The organism is Pseudomonas sp. Sample_14, from assembly GCF_004307515.1.
GTDB lineage: Bacteria > Pseudomonadota > Gammaproteobacteria > Pseudomonadales > Pseudomonadaceae > Aquipseudomonas > Aquipseudomonas atacamensis.
In genome coordinates this window covers 16,888-39,015 of sequence record NZ_RCOC01000103.1, presented here as the reverse complement: position 1 = coordinate 39,015, position 22,128 = coordinate 16,888, and the positions used below count along the sequence as shown (strand labels likewise).

General features: G+C 61.5%; 21 protein-coding genes. 9 read left to right on the top strand and 12 right to left on the bottom strand.

What is annotated here, in order from left to right:
* Positions 1–6: 6 nt before the first annotated feature.
* Entirely contained in the window at positions 7–726 is a 720-nt protein-coding gene (locus D8U61_RS26605) for a response regulator transcription factor (RefSeq protein ID WP_024014949.1), read from the bottom strand.
* A 164-nt stretch (positions 727–890) separates the two neighbouring features.
* Here D8U61_RS26605 and D8U61_RS26600 point away from each other — a divergent pair, with 164 nt between their 5' ends.
* Complete coding sequence (locus D8U61_RS26600; RefSeq protein ID WP_130927987.1) at positions 891–2,426, top strand: HAMP domain-containing sensor histidine kinase; 1,536 nt, start codon at positions 891–893, stop codon at positions 2,424–2,426.
* A gap of 170 nt (positions 2,427–2,596) precedes the next feature.
* Here D8U61_RS26600 and D8U61_RS26595 read toward each other — a convergent pair whose 3' ends face one another.
* The 4 genes from D8U61_RS26595 to glyQ form a co-directional block, all read right to left on the bottom strand.
* The gene (locus D8U61_RS26595; protein ID WP_130927986.1) at positions 2,597–3,376 is read right to left on the bottom strand and encodes a lysophospholipid acyltransferase family protein; all 780 of its coding nucleotides are present in this window, start codon (positions 3,374–3,376) and stop codon (positions 2,597–2,599) included.
* An 83-nt stretch (positions 3,377–3,459) separates the two neighbouring features.
* The gene (gene gmhB / locus D8U61_RS26590; protein ID WP_177318475.1) at positions 3,460–3,999 is read right to left on the bottom strand and encodes a D-glycero-beta-D-manno-heptose 1,7-bisphosphate 7-phosphatase; all 540 of its coding nucleotides are present in this window, start codon (positions 3,997–3,999) and stop codon (positions 3,460–3,462) included.
* Between the two features lie 4 nt (positions 4,000–4,003).
* On the bottom strand, positions 4,004–6,058 hold the full coding sequence (glyS, locus tag D8U61_RS26585; protein ID WP_130927985.1) for a glycine--tRNA ligase subunit beta: 2,055 nt from the start codon (positions 6,056–6,058) through the stop codon (positions 4,004–4,006).
* Positions 6,055–7,008 (bottom strand): glycine--tRNA ligase subunit alpha, encoded by a 954-nt coding sequence (gene glyQ / locus D8U61_RS26580; protein ID WP_003187265.1) that lies wholly within the window; start codon positions 7,006–7,008, stop codon positions 6,055–6,057. Before glyQ ends, glyS begins: the two co-directional genes overlap by 4 nt.
* A gap of 81 nt (positions 7,009–7,089) precedes the next feature.
* Here glyQ and D8U61_RS26575 point away from each other — a divergent pair, with 81 nt between their 5' ends.
* Together D8U61_RS26575 and D8U61_RS26570 are read left to right on the top strand one after the other, a co-directional pair.
* Positions 7,090–7,647: a DNA-3-methyladenine glycosylase I gene (locus tag D8U61_RS26575; RefSeq protein ID WP_024014954.1), complete on the top strand. Its 558-nt coding sequence runs from the start codon at positions 7,090–7,092 to the stop codon at positions 7,645–7,647.
* A gap of 41 nt (positions 7,648–7,688) precedes the next feature.
* A complete protein-coding gene (locus D8U61_RS26570; protein ID WP_039757181.1) occupies positions 7,689–8,576 on the top strand; it encodes a lysophospholipid acyltransferase in 888 nt (295 codons plus the stop codon).
* A 57-nt stretch (positions 8,577–8,633) separates the two neighbouring features.
* On the opposite strand, the gene D8U61_RS26565 is transcribed toward D8U61_RS26570, so the two are convergent.
* From D8U61_RS26565 to def, 5 genes are all read right to left on the bottom strand, one after another.
* Positions 8,634–8,948, bottom strand: coding sequence for a tetratricopeptide repeat protein (locus tag D8U61_RS26565; RefSeq protein ID WP_130927984.1), 315 nt, complete (start codon positions 8,946–8,948; stop codon positions 8,634–8,636).
* Between the two features lie 132 nt (positions 8,949–9,080).
* Positions 9,081–10,457 carry a Trk system potassium transporter TrkA gene (gene trkA / locus D8U61_RS26555; protein WP_016772381.1) on the bottom strand — a complete coding sequence of 459 codons (1,377 nt, stop codon included), beginning with the start codon at positions 10,455–10,457 and terminating at the stop codon, positions 9,081–9,083.
* 21 nt (positions 10,458–10,478) lie between these two features.
* Positions 10,479–11,789 carry a 16S rRNA (cytosine(967)-C(5))-methyltransferase RsmB gene (gene rsmB, locus D8U61_RS26550; protein ID WP_130927983.1) on the bottom strand — a complete coding sequence of 437 codons (1,311 nt, stop codon included), beginning with the start codon at positions 11,787–11,789 and terminating at the stop codon, positions 10,479–10,481.
* A complete protein-coding gene (fmt, locus tag D8U61_RS26545; RefSeq protein WP_130927982.1) occupies positions 11,786–12,745 on the bottom strand; it encodes a methionyl-tRNA formyltransferase in 960 nt (319 codons plus the stop codon). The genes rsmB and fmt overlap by 4 nt, the downstream gene beginning before the upstream one ends.
* Before the next feature lie 57 nt (positions 12,746–12,802).
* The gene (gene def, locus D8U61_RS26540) at positions 12,803–13,309 is read right to left on the bottom strand and encodes a peptide deformylase (protein WP_016772378.1); all 507 of its coding nucleotides are present in this window, start codon (positions 13,307–13,309) and stop codon (positions 12,803–12,805) included.
* A 159-nt stretch (positions 13,310–13,468) separates the two neighbouring features.
* On the opposite strand from def, the gene D8U61_RS26535 reads away from it, so the two are divergent.
* The 4 genes from D8U61_RS26535 to D8U61_RS26520 all read left to right on the top strand — a co-directional run bounded on the left by D8U61_RS26535 (position 13,469) and on the right by D8U61_RS26520 (position 17,217).
* Positions 13,469–14,494 (top strand): LysM domain-containing protein, encoded by a 1,026-nt coding sequence (locus D8U61_RS26535; RefSeq protein ID WP_122880245.1) that lies wholly within the window; start codon positions 13,469–13,471, stop codon positions 14,492–14,494.
* Between the two features lie 84 nt (positions 14,495–14,578).
* Positions 14,579–15,676 (top strand): DNA-processing protein DprA, encoded by a 1,098-nt coding sequence (gene dprA / locus D8U61_RS26530; RefSeq protein ID WP_130927981.1) that lies wholly within the window; start codon positions 14,579–14,581, stop codon positions 15,674–15,676.
* 55 nt (positions 15,677–15,731) lie between these two features.
* Positions 15,732–16,289, top strand: a complete 558-nt coding sequence (locus D8U61_RS26525) for an L-threonylcarbamoyladenylate synthase (RefSeq protein WP_016772375.1) — start codon at positions 15,732–15,734, stop codon at positions 16,287–16,289.
* A 259-nt stretch (positions 16,290–16,548) separates the two neighbouring features.
* Positions 16,549–17,217, top strand: coding sequence for a hypothetical protein (locus tag D8U61_RS26520; protein ID WP_016772374.1), 669 nt, complete (start codon positions 16,549–16,551; stop codon positions 17,215–17,217).
* A 179-nt stretch (positions 17,218–17,396) separates the two neighbouring features.
* Here D8U61_RS26520 and D8U61_RS26515 read toward each other — a convergent pair whose 3' ends face one another.
* A complete protein-coding gene (locus tag D8U61_RS26515; protein ID WP_130927980.1) occupies positions 17,397–18,374 on the bottom strand; it encodes a quinone oxidoreductase in 978 nt (325 codons plus the stop codon).
* Between the two features lie 150 nt (positions 18,375–18,524).
* On the opposite strand from D8U61_RS26515, the gene hemF reads away from it, so the two are divergent.
* Both hemF and aroE read left to right on the top strand, forming a co-directional pair.
* Positions 18,525–19,439, top strand: coding sequence for an oxygen-dependent coproporphyrinogen oxidase (hemF, locus tag D8U61_RS26510; RefSeq protein ID WP_130927979.1), 915 nt, complete (start codon positions 18,525–18,527; stop codon positions 19,437–19,439).
* 9 nt (positions 19,440–19,448) lie between these two features.
* Positions 19,449–20,270 carry a shikimate dehydrogenase gene (aroE, locus tag D8U61_RS26505; RefSeq protein ID WP_130927978.1) on the top strand — a complete coding sequence of 274 codons (822 nt, stop codon included), beginning with the start codon at positions 19,449–19,451 and terminating at the stop codon, positions 20,268–20,270.
* Positions 20,271–20,345: 75 nt separating this feature from the next.
* Here aroE and D8U61_RS26500 read toward each other — a convergent pair whose 3' ends face one another.
* Positions 20,346–21,914, bottom strand: coding sequence for a SulP family inorganic anion transporter (locus tag D8U61_RS26500; RefSeq protein WP_130927977.1), 1,569 nt, complete (start codon positions 21,912–21,914; stop codon positions 20,346–20,348).
* Positions 21,915–22,128 lie beyond the last annotated feature (214 nt).

Here is a 22,128-nt window from a genome sequence, read left to right as displayed (position 1 = left end):
TTTGCCTCACTCATTCCCAGTGCCGACACTTTCCAACCGATACCCATACCCATAAATTGTCAGCAACTGCCAACCCCGATCCGCTGTCAGCCCGAGCTTGTTGCGCAATCGGTATATATGCGTATCCAGCGGCCGCGAGGAAGTTGTCTCTTCGTTCGGCCAGAAGCGCTCGTACAGATAATCCCGCGACAATGGCCGCCCCAGGTTGCTGAACAGGCAGCGCGCCAGGCGGTATTCGCGTTCAGTCATGAGGATCGGTTTGCCTTCACGGGTGACGGTCAGTTCGGCGTCGTCGAATGTCAGATCGTGGAACGTCTGTACTTCGCCCGCCGCGCTGCGCGGTTGGCTATGCCGACGCAAGACCGCTGCCACCCTCGCCTTCAACTCATTCGGGCGAAACGGCTTGCTGACATAATCGTCGGCCCCGGCATTCAAGGCTTGAACGATATCGCTCTCGCCATCGCGGCTGGTGAGCATGATTGCAGCGGGTGGCGCGTCCATGTGTTCGCGGGTCCAGCGCAGCAGTGCCAAGCCCGTGAGATCAGGAAGTTGCCAATCGAGAATCAACAGGTCGAAGGTTTCCCGGCGCAACTGGCGCAACAAGTCTTCGCCGCGCTCGAAGCTGTGCAGTGACCACGGCTGTTCGCCAGCTTCGGCCATTTGCTCCAGGGTTTGCTCGACCCGGCGCAGTTCGGCGGGTTCGTCGTCCAGAATGGCAACGCGCATCGGCGGTGTTCCTTATCGCTGGGGCTGGGATGTCGACAATAGCGACTCCCCGGCCGCGATGAAAGAAGCAGCCCGTCGTTGGTCGACGTCCGCTATGATTCTTCGGGTCTACGCCTCAGACCTGAGACCTATGAAACCATTCCCACTGCCCTGCCCTGTGCCTCATGCATAACACTCAACGCCGACGTGAAAGTCGTGAGCCGAGCCAGGTCCAGCGTCTGTTCCGCCGGCTGGTGCGCGAGTGGTTGTGGATAAGTCTAGTGCTGTTGCCGCTGACTGCCTTGTTGTCTTATCGCGCCCAGATCAATCTGCACAATCCGTCGCCAGCGCCCGGCGCGCTGTTGTCCGTGGCGATGGTCGCCGGTGTGCTGGGATTGTTGCTGTGGCGGCCGCGTTGGGCGCTGTGGGTAACCTTGGTCGGTATGGCCTGTGCGCTGATCGCCAGCGCCCTGCTGGCCGAAGTCCGCTACTGGTGGTCGCCAACGCCAGCAGCCCTGGGGATGTTGTTCGGTTACCTGATCTGGAACTGGCGACGCCTGAGCGTGGTGCTGACCTATTTCGGCTGGGAGCTGGCGCGTCTGGACAACGAGCCGAAAGTTTTTCCGGAGCGACGCCGGACCCGCTTCACCGGTGCCGACCGTTTGCAGGGCCAGATCATGGCGCTCGAACAAGCCATGAGCCGCACCCGCGACACCCGGCGGTTCATTGCCGATGGCCTGGAATACCTGCCGGTGGCGACGCTGATCAGTGATCCGCAGGGCAAGATTCTGCTGGGCAATCGCAAGGCGCGCGAACTGTTCGAAGATTCGCTGGTGGGCGATGATGTACTCGAGCAACTGGCGCGGCTCGGCTATCCGGAATTATCCACAGCGCCGCGACCGCCGCTGGCCACCCTGCCGCTGCTGGAATTTCGCGATCACAAGGAGCGCAGCCTGCGCCTGGAAAGAGCGGCGCTGCTGCCGGTCGACGGCGATACGCCGATCGGTTGGCTGCTCAGCCTGACGGATTTGAGTGCCGAGCGTGCGGCCGAGGAGCAGCGCGGCGTCCTGCTGCGTTTTCTTTCCCACGACCTGCGCGCCCCCCATTCGGCGATCCTCGCCCTGCTGGATGTGCATCGTCATCAGGCGGGCGCTGATGCGCCGTTGTTCGAGCAGATTGAGCGTCAGGTGCGCCGTGCACTGGATCTGACCGATGGTTTCGTCTTGTTGGCGCGGGCTGAGTCCGAGACCTACCAGTTCCGCCCGACATTGTTTGCGATGCTGGTATTGGACGTCATCGATCAGGCCCTGCCTATCGCTCAGCAGAAACGCATCGAGCTTCTCAACGAAGTTGACGAGGAATGTCAGGAGCGGCTGATTCTGGCCGATCAGGGATTACTGACGCGCGCCCTGTTCAACCTGTTGGAAAACGCGATCAAGTACAGCCCGGCAGACAGCACGGTGCAACTGACCGTCAGCTGTGATGGGCAGTGGCTACGCTGCGAATTGTCCGATCAGGGCAAGGGCATTGCCGCCGATGAATTGCCTGACCTGTTCAGCCAGTATCGGCGTTTCTCCTCCGCCCAGGGCATCGACGGCGTAGGCCTGGGTCTGTCGATGGTCAAAGCCGTGATTGATCATCATGGCGGCACAATCGAGTGTCGCAGCGTGGTCGACGCGGGAACCACATTCCGCATCGATTTGCCGCTGATTTCTGAATGAAAAAGAGGCACAAAAAAACCGGCTATAACGACCGGTTTTTTTACATCCGAATAAAACTTATGCACGGATTTCGTTCAACTTATCGATTTAAAAATATCGATGAAAATCAATAAGTTACAAAACGATCACGGTCTTTTGAAGCAAAAGCGTACACAGGTTATCCACAAAATTCAGACAGCCAGTTGATCACTCGCGGCCGGTGCCTGTGGCGCCGGTGGCAGCGAGCCCATTTCGCGCTGGGTCTTCTCGTTCCACGCCTGCACACGGTCATTCAGATCAGCGATGGCGCGCGGCCCGCTGCCTTCGGCATACATCGGTTCGCCAATGACCACGGTGATCACTCCAGCCTGTTTGCCCCAGCCGATTTTTGGCCAGAATTTGCCGGCATTGTGTGCAATCGGCAGCACCGGAAGCGCCGCATTCACAGCCAATGCGCTGCCACTGCGAGAGAATTTTCCGACAGTGCCGTAGGGGACTCGTGTGCCTTCGGGGAAGATCAGCACCCAGACGTTGTCCTTGAGCAGCTCGTCGCCTTTGGCCGCGACTTGTTTGAGCGCGGCCTTCGGGTTATCGCGGTCGATGGCGATCGGGCGCAGCATGGCCATGGCCCAGCCGAAGAACGGCACGTAAAGCAATTCGCGCTTGAGCACTTGGCTCAATGGCGAGAAATAAGCGGAGAGAAAGAACGTCTCCCATGTGCTCTGGTGGTTCGATTGAATCACGCAGGGCCGGTCTGGCACGTTCTCCGCGCCTTTGATTTCGTAGCGGATGCCGAGGAAAACCTTGGTCAGCCACAGGGCGCAACGGCACCAGTACACGTTGATGAAACGATAGCGCGCCTTGAAGGACAGAAACGGCGCGATGAAAAAGCTCAGGCTGCACCACAGCAACGCTGTTGTGCCCAGCAGCAGGTAGAAAAGAAAGATTCTGAAGGCCCGCAGTATCGACATGGCGACGGTTACCGTTACGGGGCAATGCCCGACTGTTCAAGCGCACTCCCGAGCAATCCCTGGCCAGGAAATTCAGAAGTACTCTAGTTGTGGATAAGTTCTGCGGCAATCGCCGCCAGATCGTCAAAAATCAGAGTGCCAACCGGCAGGGTTTTGCCCTGAGTCTTTTCGCCTTTCCCGGTCTTCACCAAAACTGGCTGTGAATCGACGGCTTTGGCGGCCTCCAGGTCACCAAGGCTGTCGCCGACGAACCAGACGTTGGTCAACGGCGCCGTGTAATGCTCGGCAATGGTTTTCAGCATTCCCGGTTTCGGTTTGCGGCAATCGCAGCCTTCGTCCGGGCCATGCGGGCAATACACGATCAAACCGACTTCGCCGCCCTGCTCCGCGACCAGCTCGCGCAGGCGCGCGTGCATGGCCTCGAGGGTGGCGAGGTCGTAATAGCCGCGAGCAATGCCCGACTGGTTGGTGGCCACCGCCACCGTCCAGCCGGCCTTGCTCAACTGCGCAATCGCTTCGATCGAACCGGGCAGCGGAATCCACTCCTCCACCGACTTGATGTAGGCATCGGAGTCGTAATTGATCACGCCGTCACGATCAAGAATCAGCAGTTTCAACAGCAATCCCTCAACCCAGCAGCGAAATGTCGGCAACACCGAGGAACAGGCCACGCAGACGCGCCAGCAGCGCGTAACGGTTGGCCCGCACATTGGCATCGTCGGCATTGACCATCACCGCGTCGAAGAACGCATCGACCGGCTCGCGCAGTGCCGCCAGGCGTGCCAGCGATTCGTTGTACTGACGCGCCGCGGCCATTGGCTGCACCGCTTGATCCGCTTGCTGGATTGCCGAATACAGCGAGAACTCGTTGGCGTTGTCGAAATACTTGGCCTCGACCACGGTTGGCACCGAGCCTTCGACCTTGCTCAACAGGTTCGACACACGCTTGTTCACCGCCGCCAGCGCTGCCGCTTCAGGCAGTTTGCGGAAGGCCTGCACCGCCTGCACACGCTGGTCGAAGTCCAGCGCCGAACCCGGCTTCAGTGCACGTACCGACAGGTAGGTGGCGACGTCGACGCCTTCGTCTTCATAACGCGCACGCAGGCGGTCGAAGATGAATTCCAGCACGGCTTCGTTGAGACCGGCAGCCTTGACCTTGCCGCCTAACGCAGTCACCGCGAAAGCCACGGCGTCGTTCAGGTCCAGATCCAGTTGTTTCTCGATCAGGATCCGCAGCACGCCCAGTGCTGCACGGCGCAGGGCATAAGGGTCTTTGCTGCCGGTTGGCAGCATGCCGATACCGAAGATGCCGACCAGAGTGTCGAGCTTGTCGGCGATGGCGACAGCTGCACCGGTCAGGGTCGCCGGCAATTCAGCCCCGGCACCGCGTGGCATGTACTGCTCGTTCAGTGCCAGCGCGACATCCTGTGGCTCGCCGTCATTGAGGGCGTAGTAGTAACCGGCGACACCTTGCATCTCCGGGAACTCGCCGACCATTTCGGTGGCCAGGTCGCACTTCGACAGCAGGCCCGCACGGGCAGCCCACGAGGCGTTGCCGCCGATGCGTGCGGCGATGTACGCGGCCAGTTTCGATACGCGCTCGGCCTTGTCGTAGACGCTGCCGAGTTTTTCCTGGAACACCACGTTCTGCAGGCGCAGGTTGAAGTCTTCAAGTTTCTGCTTCTTGTCCTGCTTGAAGAAGAACTCGGCGTCGGTCAGGCGTGGGCGAACCACTTTCTCGTTACCGGCGATGATCTGCTGCGGGTCTTTGCTTTCGATGTTGGCCACGGTAATGAAACGTGGCAGCAACTTGCCGTCGGCATCCAGCAGGCAGAAGTACTTCTGGTTGTCCTGCATGGTGGTGATCAGCGCTTCCTGCGGCACGTCGAGGAAGCGTTCCTCGAACGAGCACACCAGCGGCACCGGCCATTCGACCAGCGCGGTCACTTCGTCAAGCAATGCCGGCGGAACGATCGCCGTGCCTTCCTGACGGGTGGCCAGCTCTTCGGTGCGCTTGCTGATGATCTCGCGACGCTCGTTGGCATCGGCCAATACATAAGCGGCACGCAGGTCGGCGAGGTAGCTCGACGGCGAACCGATGCGTACGGCTTGCGGATGGTGGAAACGGTGACCACGAGATTCACGGCCAGCCTTCTGCGCGAGGATCGTGCAGTCGATGACCTGATCACCGAGCAGCATCACCAGCCACTGGGTCGGACGCACGAACTCTTCCTTGCGCGCACCCCAACGCATGCGTTTCGGAATCGGCAGGTCGTTCAGCGAATCTTCGACGATGGTCGGCAGCAGGCTCGCAGTCGGCTTGCCGGCGATGTTCTGGCTGTAGCGCAGTTTCGGACCGCTCTGGTCGATTTCGCTCAGCTCGACGCCGCACTTCTTGGCGAAGCCCAGGGCGGCCTGAGTCGGATTGCCATCAGCGTCGAACGCGGCCTGACGTGGCGGGCCATCGAGGTTGATGCTGCGATCCGGCTGCTGAGTGGCCAGCGCAGTGATCAGCACGGCCAGACGACGTGGCGCGGCATAAACGGTTTTGCTTTCGTAGCTCAGGCCGGCGGCTTGCAGGCCCTTGTCGATACCGGCGAGGAACGCATCAGCCAAAGTGTTCAGGGCTTTGGGTGGCAGTTCTTCGGTGCCCAGTTCAACCAGAAAATCTTGCGCACTCATTGTGCAGCCTCCAGCTTGGCCAGTACTTCGTCACGCAGGTCCGGGGTCGCCATCGGGAAGCCCAGCTTGGCGCGGGCCAGCAGGTAGGCTTGCGCAACGGAACGCGCCAGGGTGCGTACGCGCAGAATGTATTGCTGACGCGCGGTCACCGAGATCGCCCGGCGCGCATCCAGCAGGTTGAAGGTGTGCGACGCCTTCAGCACCATTTCGTAGCTCGGCAACGGCAGCGGCTGGTCGAGTTCGATCAGGCGCTTGGCTTCGCTTTCATAGAAGTCGAACAACTCGAACAGTTTGTCGACGTTGGCGTGTTCGAAGTTGTAGGTGGACTGCTCCACTTCGTTCTGGTGGAACACATCGCCATAGGTGACTTTACCGAACGGGCCGTCAGCCCAGACCAGGTCGTAGACCGAATCGACGCCTTGCAGGTACATCGCCAGACGCTCGAGACCGTAGGTGATCTCGCCGGTCACCGGGTAGCACTCGATGCCGCCCGCTTGCTGGAAGTAGGTGAACTGGGTGACTTCCATGCCATTGAGCCAGACTTCCCAGCCCAGACCCCAGGCGCCGAGGGTCGGCGATTCCCAGTTGTCTTCGACGAAGCGGATGTCGTGTACCAGCGGGTCGAGGCCGACATGCTTGAGCGAGCCCAGGTACAGTTCCTGGAAGTTGTCCGGGTTCGGCTTCAGGACTACCTGGAACTGGTAGTAGTGCTGCAGACGGTTCGGGTTTTCGCCGTAACGGCCGTCAGTCGGACGGCGGCTTGGCTGCACGTACGCGGCGTTCCAGGTTTCCGGGCCGATGGCGCGCAGGAAGGTCGCGGTGTGGAAAGTGCCGGCGCCTACTTCCATATCGTAGGGCTGAAGTACCACACAACCTTGCTCGGCCCAGTATTGCTGGAGCGCGAGGATCAAGTCTTGGAAGGTACGCACGGCTGGCGTAGGCTGGCTCACGAAATTCACCTGTTTCTTGGGCTGCGATTTAAAGAGCGGGAGTATACCCGATTCGTTGCTGCGCACGCCCCCTGGAGCCTTATGCCACGCTGCTTTTGGTGTACCGAAGATCCGCTGTACATGGCTTATCACGACCAGGAGTGGGGCACGCCGCTACGCGATGCGCAGGGTTTGTTCGAGTTGCTTTTGCTCGAAGGGTTCCAGGCCGGGCTGTCGTGGATCACTGTGTTGCGCAAACGTGAGCGCTATCGCGAGGTGCTGTTCGGCTTCGATGTGCAGCGCGTGGCGCAGATGAGCGATGCCGAAATCGACGAGCTGATGCTCGACCCGGGCATCATCCGCAATCGCCTGAAACTCAACGCCGCGCGGCGCAATGCCCAGGCGTGGCTGGCGCTGGAGGATCCGGTGGCATTGCTCTGGTCGTTCGTGGGCGACCAACCGATCATCAATCATTTCAAGGATCGCAGCGAAGTCCCGGCGATCACCCCCGAAGCGCTGGCAATGAGCAAAGCGCTGAAAAAAGCCGGATTCACCTTCGTCGGTCCGACCATTTGCTACGCGCTGATGCAGGCCTCGGGCATGGTCATGGACCACACCCAGGATTGCGACCGCTACGCGCAGCTCGCCAACGCCGGTTAGAATGCCCGCCTCGCGCACAGCACAAAGATCAGGAGTGACCTGTGGAAAAGTTTAAAGGCGCCTTGCTGGTAGGCGCTCTGCGGCTGTTTGCCCTGCTGCCATGGCGAGCCGTGCAGGCCGTGGGTTCGGCGATCGGCTGGATCATGTGGAAAACCCCCAACCGTTCCCGCGACGTGGTGCGGATCAACCTGTCCAAGTGTTTTCCACAGATGGATGCGGCCGAACGTGAGCGCCTGGTCGGGCAGAGTCTGAAGGACATCGGCAAGTCGCTGACCGAAAGCGCCTGCGCGTGGATCTGGCCGGCGCAGCGCTCGATCGATCTGGTCCGTGAAGTCGAAGGCCTTGATGTGTTGAAAGACGCGCTGGCCTCGGGCAAAGGCGTGGTCGGCATCACCAGCCACCTCGGCAACTGGGAAGTGCTCAACCACTTCTATTGCAGCCAGTGCAAACCGATCATTTTCTACCGTCCGCCGAAGCTCAAGGCAGTGGATGAATTGCTGCGCAAACAGCGCGTGCAGCTGGGCAACAAGGTCGCAGCATCGACAAAGGAAGGCATTCTCAGCGTCATCAAGGAAGTGCGTAAGGGCGGTGCCGTGGGCATTCCCGCCGACCCGGAACCGGCCGAATCCGCCGGGATTTTCGTGCCGTTCTTCGCCACTCAGGCGCTGACCAGCAAATTCGTGCCGAACATGTTGGCCGGCGGCAAAGCGGTCGGTGTGTTCCTGCATGCCCTGCGCCTGCCTGACGGCTCGGGCTACAAAGTCATTCTCGAAGCCGCGCCAGAAGCGATGTACAGCACCGATACCGCCGAGTCCTGCGCAGCCATGAGCAAAGTGGTCGAGCGTTACGTCGCGGCGTATCCGAGCCAGTACATGTGGAGCATGAAACGCTTCAAGAAGCGTCCGCCGGGCGAGGCGCGCTGGTACTGAGCAACTTCGATGGGGTGACGGTTGATGCAGACGGGCTCGCCTTGCTCAATCGGTAGCTCAAGGCGCCTGCCGCTCGAGCTTTTTCAGGAATACCGTCATCTCCTTCTCGGCCTGTTTGTCACCGTGGGCGCGGGCCGCTTCCAGGCCCTGTTCCCAGGCCTGACGCGCAGCGGCGTGATTGCCTTGCGCCAGCTGCGCCTTGCCCAGCAGCTTCCACGCCGCCGAGTATTTCGGATCGAATGCGACACAACGCTGAAAATGCTCGGCAGCCTTGGAGTTTTCACCCAAGTCCAGATAACCCTTGCCCAGACCGAAGCGCAGCAGAGCGTTATCCACACCCTTGGCGAGCATTTTTTCCAGGGATTCGAGCATTTTTTGCAACCTCGTTTGAGTGATCGTTCCCACGCTCCGCGTGGGAATGCCTCAATGGACGCTCTGCGTCCGCTTATGGGGCGCAGAGCGTCCCGGGCTGCATTCCCACGCGGAGCGTGGGAACGATCAACCTCAGAAAAAGCTCAACCCCACATGAAACAGCTTCTCCACATCGCGAATATGCTTTTTATCCACAAGGAACAGAATCACGTGGTCGCCCGCTTCGATCACCGTGTCGTCGTGGGCGATGATCACTTTCTCATTGCGGATCACCGCGCCGATGGTGGTGCCGGGCGGCAGGCCGATCTTCTCGATCGGCTTGCCGATGACCTTGCTGGATTTCGCATCACCGTGGGCAATCGCCTCGATCGCTTCCGCCGCGCCGCGTCGCAGTGAGTGCACGCTGACGATATCGCCGCGGCGCACATGGGCGAGCAAGGTGCCGATGGTTGCCAGTTGCGGGCTGATGGCGATGTCGATGTCGCCGCCCTGGATCAGGTCGACGTAGGCCGGGTTGTTGATGATCGTCATGACCTTCTTCGCCCCCAGCCGTTTGGCCAGCAGCGACGACATGATGTTGGCTTCGTCATCGTTGGTCAGGGCGAGGAAGATATCGGCGTCGGCGATGTTCTCTTCCAGCAGCAGATCGCGGTCCGAGGCACTGCCCTGCAAGACCACGGTGCTGTCGAGGGTGTCGGAGAGGTAGCGGCAGCGCGCCGGGCTCATCTCGATGATCTTCACCTGATAACGGCTTTCGATGGCCTCGGCCAGGCGCTCGCCGATCTGCCCGCCACCGGCGATGACGATGCGTTTGTAGGTTTCGTCGAGGCGGCGCATTTCGCTCATCACCGCGCGAATGTCCTCGCGAGCGGCGATGAAGAACACTTCGTCATCGGCCTCGATCACCGTGTCGCCCTGGGGCAGGATCGGCCGGTCACGGCGGAAGATCGCCGCGACGCGGGTTTCGACGTTCGGCATGTGCTCACGCAACTGGCGCAGTTGCTGGCCCACCAGCGGCCCGCCGTAATAGGCGCGCACCGCCACCAGTTGCGCCGCGCCTTCGGCGAAGTCGATCACCTGCAAGGCGCCGGGGTGCTGGATCAGGCGCTTGATGTAATTGGTCACGACCTGCTCGGGGCTGATCAGCACGTCGACCGGAATCGCTTCGTTCTGGAACAGTTGTTCCTCGCGATTGAGGTACGACGCTTCGCGCACCCGGGCGATTTTGGTCGGCGTGTGGAACAGCGTGTGCGCGACTTGGCAGGCGACCATGTTGGTCTCGTCGCTGTTGGTCACCGCGACCAGCATGTCGGCGTCGTCGGCACCGGCCTGGCGCAGCACCGACGGCAGTGAGCCCCGGCCCTGCACGGTGCGGATGTCGAGGCGGTCGCCGAGGTCGCGCAGGCGCTCGCCATCGGTGTCGACCACAGTGATGTCGTTGGCCTCGCTGGCCAGATGTTCGGCCAGCGAACCGCCGACCTGTCCCGCACCGAGGATGATGATTTTCATCCAGTCACTCCATGAATCCGTTTAGCCGCGCGCGGCGGCGATCTTGATCAGCTTGGCGTAGTAGAACCCGTCATGCCCGCCCTCTTGGGCCAGCAACTGGCGACCATGGGGCTGCTTGATACCGGCCGCGGTGGCCAGATCCAGTTCCCGCGCGCCGGGGGTGCGCTCGAGGAACGCGGCGATGACTTCGGTGTTCTCGGTCGGCAGCGTCGAGCACGTGGCGTAGAGCAGGATGCCGCCGACTTCGAGGGTTTTCCACATGGCGTCGAGCAGTTCGCCTTGAAGTTGCGCGAGCGCGACGATGTCGTCGGGCTGGCGGGTCAGTTTGATGTCCGGATGGCGGCGGATCACCCCGGTGGCCGAGCATGGCGCGTCGAGGAGGATGCGCTGGAACGGTTTGCCGTCCCACCATTTGTCGATATCGCGACCGTCGGCGGCGATCAGTTCAGCGTCGAGGCCGAGGCGCTCGAGGTTTTCCTTTACGCGCACCAGACGCTTGGCCTCCAGATCCACCGCCACCACCCCGGCCAACGCCGGTTCGGCTTCGAGGATGTGGCAGGTCTTGCCGCCAGGGGCGCAGCAGGCGTCGAGCACCCGCTGGCCCGGCGCCAGATCGAGCAGGTCGGCGGCCAGTTGCGCGGCTTCGTCCTGCACGCTGATCCAGCCTTCGGCGAAACCCGGCAGGCTGCGCACATCGGCGGCGGTTTCAAGGACGATGCCGTCGCGGCTGTAAACGCACGGCGTCGCGGCGATTCCGGCTTCGCCCAGCAACGCAAGATAAGCATCACGGCCGTGATGACGGCGGTTGACCCGCAGGATCATTGGCGGATGCGCGTTGTTCGCTGCGCAGATGGCTTCCCACTGTTGCGGCCAGAAGGCTTTCAGGGATTTTTGCAGCCAGCGCGGGTGAGCCGTGCGCACCACCGGGTCGCGTTCCAGTTCGGCGAAGATCGTCTCGCTTTCGCGCTGGGCATTGCGCAGCACCGCGTTGAGCAGACCTTTGGCCCAAGGCTTTTTCAGCTTGTCGGCACAACCGACGGTTTCGCCGATGGCGGCGTGGGCCGGCACGCGGGTGTAGAGCAATTGGTACAGACCAACCAGCAGCAACGCCTCGACATCAGCGTCGGCGGCCTTGAACGGTTTCTGCAGGAGTTTTTCCGCCAGTGCCGACAGACGTGGCTGCCAGCGTGCAGTGCCGAAGGCCAGATCCTGAGTGAAACCGCGATCGCGATCCTCGACCTTGTCCAGTTGCGTCGGCAGGGAGCTGTTCAGCGAAGCCTTGCCGCTGAGTACGGCAGCGAGAGCCTTGGCGGCGGCCAGACGCGGGTTCATTGCGCATCCACCGCTGCGCCGAGGACGCTGCCGACGGCGAATTTCTCGCGGCGGCTGTTGAACAGGTCGCTGAAGTTCAGCGCCTTGCCGCCGGGCAATTGCAGGCGGGTCAGACACAGCGCTTGTGCACCGCAGGCGACAATCAGGCCGTCCTTGCTGGCGCTGAGGATTTCACCCGGAGCGCCAGTGCCGTCGGCCACGGTCGCGGCCAGCACTTTCAACGCTTCGCCATTGAGCGTGCTGTGGGTGATCGGCCATGGATTGAAGGCGCGGACCAGACGTTCCAGCTCCACCGCCGGACGGCGCCAGTCGATGCGCGCTTCGTCTTTGTTGAGTTTGTGTGCGTAGGTGGCGAGTTCGTCATTCTGCACTTCGCCTTGCAGGGTGCCGGCAGCCAGACCGGCAATCGCCTGCACAACGGCGGGCGGCCCCATCTCGGCGAGGCGATCATGCAGGGTACCGCCGGTATCTTCAGCGCTGATCGGCGTGACGACCTTGAGCAACATCGGCCCGGTATCCAGCCCGGCCTCCATGCGCATCACCGTTACACCGCTTTCGGCATCGCCGTGTTCGACCGCGCGCTGGATCGGCGCCGCACCGCGCCAGCGCGGCAGCAACGACGCATGGCTGTTGATGCAACCCAGACGCGGAATATCCAGCACCGCTTGCGGCAGGATCAGACCGTAGGCGACCACCACCATCAGATCCGGCTTCAGCGCGGCCAGCTCTGCCTGAGCCTCGGCATTGCGCAAGGTCGGCGGCTGCAATACCTGGATATTATTTTCCAGGGCCAGTTGTTTGACCGGGCTCGGCATCAGTTTTTGCCCACGGCCGGCCGGGCGATCCGGCTGGGTGTAGACCGCGACGATCTCGTACGGGCTGCTCAGCAGGGCCTTGAGGTGTTCGGCGGCGAATTCCGGGGTACCGGCAAAAACAATGCGCAGTGGCTCAGTCATGAAAGGCGTCTCATAAAAAGAAAAAGGCTTGCCGCAGCAAGCCTTTGAAGAGGGGCATCAAGCGTTCTGGCGGTGCAGCTTTTCCAGCTTCTTCTTGATCCGGTCGCGTTTGAGTGTGGACAGGTAATCGACGAACAATTTGCCGTTGAGGTGGTCGCATTCGTGCTGGATGCACACCGCGAGCAGGCCTTCGGCGATCAGCTCATAGGGCTTGCCGTCGCGGTCCAGCGCCTTGATTTTGACCTTTTGCGGGCGGTCGACGTTTTCGTAGAAGCCCGGTACCGAGAGGCAGCCTTCCTGATACTGGTCCATCTCGTCGGTCAGCGGTTCGAACTCGGGGTTGATGAACACCCGTGGCTCGGTGCGGTCTTCGGACAGGTCCATCACGACGATACGTTTGTGCACGTTGACCTGGGTCGCGGCGAGGCCGATGCCCGGCGCTTCATACATTGTTTCAAACATGTCGTCGACCAACTGACGCACTTCGTCGTCCACTACAGCCACTGGTTTGGCGATAGTGCGCAGACGCGGGTCCGGAAATTCGAGGATGTTTAAAATGGCCATAGGCTTCGATTGCTGCACACGTTGAGTAAAGTCGGGTCGATGGCCTGGCGGGTCCGAAGATGCAGGCTACCGTTGTGAAGCGTAGCTTCTGAAAAACAGAAGCGAGCCACGGGGGCTCTGACGATTCACGCGAATGCACATGATAAAGGGATTCACTGCATGAGGAAAACACTACTCGCCCTGCTGCTCCTGGCTTCGGCCGGCGCCGCGCAAGGGCAAGTGCAACTCAGGGATGGTTTTCCACAGCAATACACGGTGGTTTCCGGGGACACGCTCTGGGATATCTCCGGCAAATACCTGCGCGAGCCCTGGCAATGGCCACAACTGTGGCGGGCCAACCCGCAGATCGAAAACCCCAACCTGATCTATCCCGGCGACACGCTGACCCTCAGCTACGTCAACGGCCAGCCGCAACTGACCGTCCATCGTGGCGAGTCGCGCGGCACCATCAAGCTCTCGCCACGGATTCGCACCAGCCCGGTGGCCGAGGCAATTCCGAGCATTCCGCTGAAATCGATCAACAGCTTTTTGCTGAGCAACCGTATCGTCGACAAGGCCGAAGAATTCGACAAGGCGCCGTACATCGTCGCCGGCGATGCCGAACGGGTGCTCAGCGGTACCGGTGACCGCATCTTCGCCCGTGGCCATTTCGATCCGGAGCAGCCGGTGTACGGCATCTTCCGTCAGGGCAAGGTCTACACCGACCCGCAGACCAAGGAATTCCTCGGCATCAACGCCGACGATATCGGCGGCGGCGAGATTGTTGCCACCGAAGGCGACGTCGCCACCCTCGCCTTGCAACGCACCACCCAGGAAGTGCGCCTCGGTGACCGCTTGTTCGGCGGTGAAGAACGTTCGATCAATTCAACGTTCATGCCCAGCGCGCCGAAGCGTTCCATCGACGGGCTGATCATTGACGTGCCACGCGGCGTAACGCAGATCGGTGTAATGGACGTGGTTACCCTGAACAAAGGCAAGCGTGACGGTCTGGCCGAAGGCAATGTTCTGGCGGTGATGAAAACCGGCGAAACCGTGCGCGACCGGATCACCGGCCAGCCGCTGAAAATTCCCGATGAACGCGCCGGCCTGCTGATGGTGTTCCGCACCTACGACAAACTCAGTTACGGCCTGGTCCTCAATGCTTCACGTTCGCTGGCGGTGCTCGACAAGGTGCGAAATCCGTAAGCTTGCTTAACAAGTTACCAACAGAGTTATCCACAGCTTGTTCCGAATGGTTCGGAGCATAGAACGGTCAAGGATGATCCATTCATGTTGTCTGTCAGTACGGCCATTTCCCCGGCGGAACTGGAGGCGCGTCTGCGCCTGCACCGCATGCCGGATATCGGCCCCAAGCGTTTTGCCAAATTGCTCGAAGCCTTCGGCTCGGCGTCGAAAGCCCTCAGCGCACCGGCCAGTGCCTGGCGCTCACTGGGGTTGCCGGCGGCCTGCGCCGAAGCACGGCGTTGTCCAGCGGTGCGCGACGGCGCCAGCCACGCAATGCGCTGGCTAGAGCACTCCGACCAACATTTATTGATGTGGGACCAAGCGGATTATCCAGCGTTGCTGGCGCAAATTGCCGATCCACCGCCGCTGTTATTCGTCGCCGGCGATCCGTCGATTCTGGAAAAGCCGCAACTGGCGATGGTCGGCAGCCGCCGCGCTTCGCGCCCGGGCATGGACACGGCGGCGGCGTTTTCCCGCAGTCTGGCCGGGGCCGGTTTTGTCATCAACAGTGGTCTGGCGCTGGGCATCGATGCCGCTGCCCACCAGGCTGCTCTGGATGTTGGCGGCTTGACCGTGGGTGTGCTCGGCACGGGGCTGGAAAATTTTTATCCACAACGCAATAAACGCCTGGCCGAGGCGATGATTGCCTCGGGCAGCGCGGTGCTTTCCGAGTTTCCGTTGGACGCCGGGCCGAGCCCGAGCAACTTCCCCCGGCGCAACCGCATCATCAGCGGGTTGTCCCTCGGCGTGCTGGTGGTCGAGGCCAGTGTTGCCAGCGGTTCGTTGATCACCGCGCGGCTGGCAGCCGAACAGGGTCGCGAGGTTTATGCCATTCCGGGCTCGATCCATCACCCCGGCGCGCGCGGTTGTCACCAATTGATTCGCGACGGGGCGGTGCTGGTGGAGACTATCGAACACATCCTCGAAGCCCTGCGCGGCTGGCAGCAGCCGTTGCTATCCACAGCGGCGGTGCAGGCCGATCACCCGTTGCTGGCGCTGCTGCACGCGGCGCCGCACACCAGCGAGGCCTTGGCCGCGAGTTGTGGCTGGGCGTTGCCGAAGGTGCTGGCAACGTTGACCGAGCTGGAAATCGAAGGCCGTGCGGTATGCGAAAACGGTCGCTGGCTGGCGCGGTCGAGCTAGGTTTTACGAGGAAGATCGGTAAACTGCGCGAAACCTGTTTGTGGAGAGTTTTTTCATGGTCAACAGTTGGCGTGTGCAACAAGCCGCGCGTGAAGTTCGCGCCGGCGCGGTGATTGCCTATCCAACCGAAGCCGTCTGGGGGCTGGGTTGCGACCCGTGGAATGAAGACGCGGTGGACCGCTTGCTGGCGATCAAGAATCGCTCGGTGAGCAAAGGGCTGATCCTGGTCGCCGACAACATCCGCCAGTTCGATTTCCTCTTCGAGGACTTCCCGCAGGACTGGATCGACCGCATGGCCAGTACCTGGCCGGGGCCGAACACCTGGCTGGTGCCGCACCAGAACCTGTTGCCGGAATGGGTCACAGGCGTGCATGACACCGTGGCGCTGCGGGTCAGCGATCACCCCCAGGTGCGCGACCTGTGCTCGCTGGTCGGGCCATTGATTTCCACATCGGCCAACCCACAGGGGCGACCGCCGGCGCGCACGCGTTTGCGCATCGAGCAGTATTTCCGTGGTCAGGTCGATCTGGTGCTGGGCGGCAGCCTTGGCGGGCGCAAGAATCCCAGCGTGATCCGCGACCTGGCCACCGGTAGCGTCGTTCGTCCTGACTGACGCCATTCTTTTTATTTTTTTGCGGACTCCTCGGCGTCGACGAGGAGTTCTGCGCATGCCCGCACTTTATTCCTGCATTCGTTCAAAACTTATCCGTTGCCATTGTTCTTTCATGCGTCAGACGAATCTTTGAGTCTGAAATATCTGTAAGTTTTCCCACGTGATTCTCAGAACGCGTGCAGTGGCGAGATTTCCAAAAGCATCCATTCTTTCAATGTGCTTGAAGCAACTTCGAAATATTAATGGCTGCGGAGAAGTAATGGATATTACCGATTTACACCTCAAGGATTATCTGCAGGGCTTTCAGGAGACACTCAAGAATCAACAGGCCGACTATCGTGTGGCCATTGTTGAGGCAGGATCGGATGCCGGGGAATTTGAACGCTTCATCAATCGACAGTTTCGCCTGCGATTGCAGCATTACATGCTCACCTCCAGAGCCCGGGCGCTGGAAACTCGACTGGCGATCACCTCACGCAGCACGCACTTTCTGTTGTATCAGCGTGATCAGCTTATTGCGGTGCTGCGGGCAACTCCGGCGCCCTTCGAATGGGCTTCACTGGCGCAGCATCATGTGTCTCCCACTGTGGCATTGGCGCGCCACGTCGAGTTCAGCCGTCTGATCACCCATTCCCAGCAGCACCGGCCGGTGTCGGTCAATGGTCTGCTTGCCACCGCTGCGGAATGGGCGATCGATCGCGGATATCACGGGGTGACGGCCTTGTGCAGATCGCCACAGCGGCAACTGTATCAGCGCTTCGGCCTGACACCGATCGCTTCGCAGGCAATGCATATCGAGCAGCGTGCCCGGGGCGATTATTGGCTGTTATCCGCCGAATGGCGGCAAATCCTGATGGCCCTGGATCAGCCTGTGAACATGAACGCGCATCAGCCGGAGTATCGTGATGTTTTTAACCGTCAGTATTGATCCGCCAGTGATTGAAGAGTGGGCTGAGAAATGGCTCGTATATGAATCGAAGAAGTTGCGCAGGAAGTTTGCCGGTCGTAGGCCTGCGGCGAAGAAACTTCACCGCAAGATGTACTTGATATAGCTGAAAGATACTCGGCGAACTCATGGAGGAGTTCGCCGAGTATCAACTTGAGGCTTTATGGCAGCAGAATTGTGGAACCGGTCGTGCGCCGTGCCGACAGTTCGGTTTGTGCTTTTGCCGCATCCGCCAGTGCATGGCGCTGGCTGATGTCGACCTTCAGCTTGCCGCTGATGATCATCTCGAACAGCTCGTCGGCCATGCGTTGCAGGTTCTCGGCGTTGTTGGCGTAGGTCGCCAGCGTAGGCCGGGTGACGTACAACGAGCCCTTGGCGGCGAGAATGCCCAGATTGACGCCATCGACCGCGCCGGAAGCATTGCCGAAGCTCACGACCAGGCCACGTGGTGCCACGCTGTCCAGAGACGTGAGCCAAGTGTCCTTGCCGACGCCGTCATACACCACCGGGACTTTCTTGCCGTCAGTCAGCGCCAGCACGCGCTCGGCAACGTTTTCTTGGCTGTAGTCGATGGTGGCCCAGGCGCCGTTGGCTTTGGCCAGCTCGGCTTTCTGCTTCGAGCTGACGGTGCCGATCAGCTTCACGCCCAGCGCTTTGGCCCATTGGCAGGCCAGCGAGCCGACGCCACCGGCTGCGGCGTGGAACAGAATGGTTTCGCCGCCCTGCAGTTGGTAGGTCTGGCGCAGCAGGTATTGCACGGTCAGGCCCTTGAGCATGACGCCGGCGGCAGTTTCGAAACTGATTTCATCGGGCAGGTGCACCAGATTGTCCTGCGGCAGAACATGCAGCTGGCTGTAGGCGCCGAGCGGGCCGCTGCCGTATGCCACACGATCGCCGACCTTGAACCGGGTGACTTCGCTGCCCACCGCTTCGACCGTGCCGGCGCCTTCCGAACCCAGGCCGGACGGCAACGCGGGTGGCGCATAGAGGCCGCTGCGGTAATAGGTGTCGATGAAGTTCAGGCCGATCGCCTGATTGGCCACGCGCACCTGATTCGGCCCGGGCGCAGCGGGTTCGTAGTCAACATATTCGAGCACTTCGGGACCGCCGTGGGCGCGGAACTGGATACGCTTTGCCATCTGCCTGCTCTCCTTGGGTCGTTGCTAAGCCCTCTATCCAACTCCCCTGCTTGATCTTCGTCAACTGCGGCGCGCCGGTCTGCGATGGTATGCTACGCGCCCATTTGCGCCGCCCGCCTGCCGGGGCGCCGCCCGATTCAAGGTGAAGCCATGACGACCCGCACCGACGCCGTAAAGGCCTATCTGCTCGATCTGCAAGACCGCATCTGCGCTGCACTGGAAACCGAAGACGGCGGCAAATGCTTCGTCGAAGACGCCTGGACCCGGCCGGCGGGCGGTGGCGGGCGCACCCGCGTGCTGGAAAACGGCACGCTGATTGAAAAGGGCGGGGTCAACTTTTCCCACGTGTTCGGCAGCGGTCTGCCGCCGTCGGCCAGTGCCCATCGGCCGGAACTGGCCGGGCGTGGTTTCGAGGCGCTCGGCGTGTCGCTGGTGATCCACCCGCACAACCCGCATGTGCCGACCTCCCACGCCAATGTGCGTTTTTTCATTGCTGAAAAAGAAGGCGAAGAACCGGTCTGGTGGTTCGGCGGCGGTTTCGACCTGACCCCGTACTACGGCGTTGAAGAAGACTGCATCCACTGGCACCGCGTCGCCGAGCACGCCTGTGCGCCGTTCGGTGCGGACGTCTACCCGCGCTACAAGGCCTGGTGCGACACCTATTTCCATATCAAGCATCGTCATGAGCCACGTGGCATTGGCGGTCTGTTCTTCGACGATCTGAACGAGTGGGATTTCGACACCAGTTTCGCCTTCATGCGCGCCATCGGCGATGCCTACATCGAGGCCTACCTGCCGATCGTGCAGCGGCGCAAGAACGACGCCTTCACTGCTCAGCAGCGCGAATTCCAGGAATTCCGTCGTGGCCGCTACGTCGAATTCAACCTGGTTTACGACCGTGGCACGCTGTTCGGCTTGCAGTCGGGTGGCCGTACCGAATCGATTCTGATGTCGCTGCCGCCGCAAGTGCGCTGGGGGTATGACTGGAAGGCCGAGCCGGGCAGCGCAGAAGCGCGCCTGACCGATTATTTCCTGCAGGATCGCGACTGGCTGGCCGAGGCCTGAGGACGGGTGATGGATCGTTACGTCGTTTTCGGTAATCCGATCGGCCACAGCAAGTCGCCGATGATTCACCAGTTGTTTGCCGAACAGACCGGCCAGCGCCTCGATTACAGCACGCTGCTGGCGCCGCTGGATGATTTTTCCGGCTGCGCCACGGCGTTCTTTCGCGAAGGGCGCGGCGCCAATGTGACGGTGCCGTTCAAGGAAGACGCTTACCGTCTGGCCAACAGACTGACCGCCCGCGCGCAGCGCGCCGGTGCGGTGAACACCTTGAGCAAACTGGACGACGGTTCGCTGCTCGGCGACAACACCGATGGCGCCGGCCTGGTCCGTGATCTGACGGTGAATGCCGGGTTCAGCCTGACCGGCAAGCGCATCCTTTTGCTCGGCGCCGGCGGCGCGGTGCGCGGTGCGCTGGAGCCGTTGCTGGCAGAGAAACCGGCCTCGGTGATCATCGCCAACCGCACGGTGGACAAGGCAGAACTGCTCGCCGAGTTGTTTGGCGATCTGGGGCCGGTGTCGGCCAGTGGTTTCGACTGGCTGCGCGAGCCGGTGGACGTGATCATCAACGCCACTTCCGCCAGCCTGACCGGCGACGTGCCGCCGATCGCGCCAAGTCTGATCGAGCCGGGCCAGACGCTGTGCTACGACATGATGTACGGCAGGGAACCGACCGCGTTCTGTCGCTGGGCCACTGAGCACGGCGCGGCGCTGGCGATGGATGGTCTGGGCATGCTTGCCGAACAGGCCGCCGAGGCATTCTGGCTGTGGCGGGGCGTACGCCCGGATACCGCGCCGGTACTTGCCGAGCTGCGCCGCCAGCTGGCCCTTTAACTTTTGCTCCCACATTGAAATGCGATCAATGTGGGAGCGAGCCTGCTCGCGAATCGCATCACCACCAATGTCAGCTCAATCCTCAAACCTGATCGGGCACTTCTCCGCCCCCTCCAGCTTCCTCAGTTCCTCCACCACTGGCGGCCGCGCCCGGCGCAAGGTCAGGCTGCGACCCTGGCCCAGCAGCCGTCGCGCTTCCTGATGCAGCATCTCTACCCCTGAATAATCGATGAAGTTGATCTGCTGTGCCTCGATTACCACCCGCGCGCCATGCAGGCGTTGCAGGCGTACTTGCAGGTAATGGCTGGCGCCGAAAAAGATCGAACCGCCCACACGCAGCACATCGTCCTCACCGTCGCGCAAATGCTGCACCCGTGGTTGCGAGGTGCGCTTGAGGTAAAAGAACAACGAAGCCAGCACCCCGGCGTAAATCGCCGTCTGCAATTCCAGCAGCAAGGTCGCGAGACAGGTCAGGGCCATGACCACGAACTCGGCACGGCTGACTCGCAGCAAAGCGCGAATGCCCCGGTGATCGACCAGACCCCAGGCAATCAACAGGATGCTGCCGGCCATGGCCGGGATCGGAATGTGCGCGATCAGCCCGGCGCCGAACACCGCGAACAGCGCCACCCAGAGCGCCGAAAATACCCCGGCCAGCGGCGAGCAGGCACCCGCCTCATAACTCAATCCCGAGCGAGTAAACGATCCGGCGGACAGCGACCCGGAAAAGAACGCACCGACGATGTTCGACAGACCCTGTGCGCGGACTTCCTGATTGGCGTCGAGCAACTGTTGCGAGCGCGCCGATATCGAACGGGCGATCGACAGACTGGTGACCAGCCCGAGCATGCCCACCGCCACCGCGCTTGGCAGCAGGCGCAGGATCACCTCCAGATCCAGCGGCAAGGCGCTCAGCGGCGGCAGGCGTCCGACGAAAGCGCTGACCAGATGCACATGACCGAACATCGCCGGCCAGATCCACACCAGCAGACTGGCCAGCACCAGCGTGAGCAACAGCGTCGGCCAGCGCGGCAGAAGCTTTTTCAGGGCCACGCCGACGATTACCGTGGCGACGCCGAGCATCAGTGAAGGCTTATCCACAGCCCCCAGATGTCGCAGCAGATCCATCAGGCTGGCGAGCGCTGTGGTGTTGGCCGGCAAATCCAGCCCGAGCAGATTGGGCAATTGCCCGATGGCGATCACCACGGCGGCACCGAGGGTGAAGCCGAGCACTACCGAATGCGAAACGAAATTCACCAGTGCGCCAAAGCGCAGCAAGCCGAGCAACCACTGGAAAATCCCGGCGAGGAACGTCAGCAGCAGGATCAGGGTGATGTAGTCCTCGGACGCAGGCACGGCGAGCGGGCTGACGCTGGCGTACAGCACGATGGAAATCGCCGCCGTCGGGCCGCAGATCAGATGCCATGACGAACCCCACAGGCACGCGATCAACACCGGGATGATCGCCGCATACAGCCCGTATTCCGGTGGCAGCCCGGCAATCAGTGCGTAGGCAATCGACTGGGGTAAGGCGAGTATCGCACCGCTGAGGCCGACGATCAGGTCCCGCCCGACGCTGGCACGGGATTGCCGTGGCAACCAGCTCAGGAAAGGAAAAAGTGAATGGCGGCTGGGTAAGGCCATGGGTCCTCGCGGTTGGGGTTTTGTTCAAGGTTATCAGGGTGTCAGGTGTAAAAGCCCTCACCCTAGCCCTCTCCCTGAGGGAGAGGGGACTGACCGAGCTGTTTGTTGAAGATTCACCGACCTGCGATTTCGGCGTTGAACGCAGGTCTTGATTCAACAGCGATCGGCTCCCTTTCCCCCTCGCCCCCTTGGGGGAGAGGGCTGGGGTGAGGGG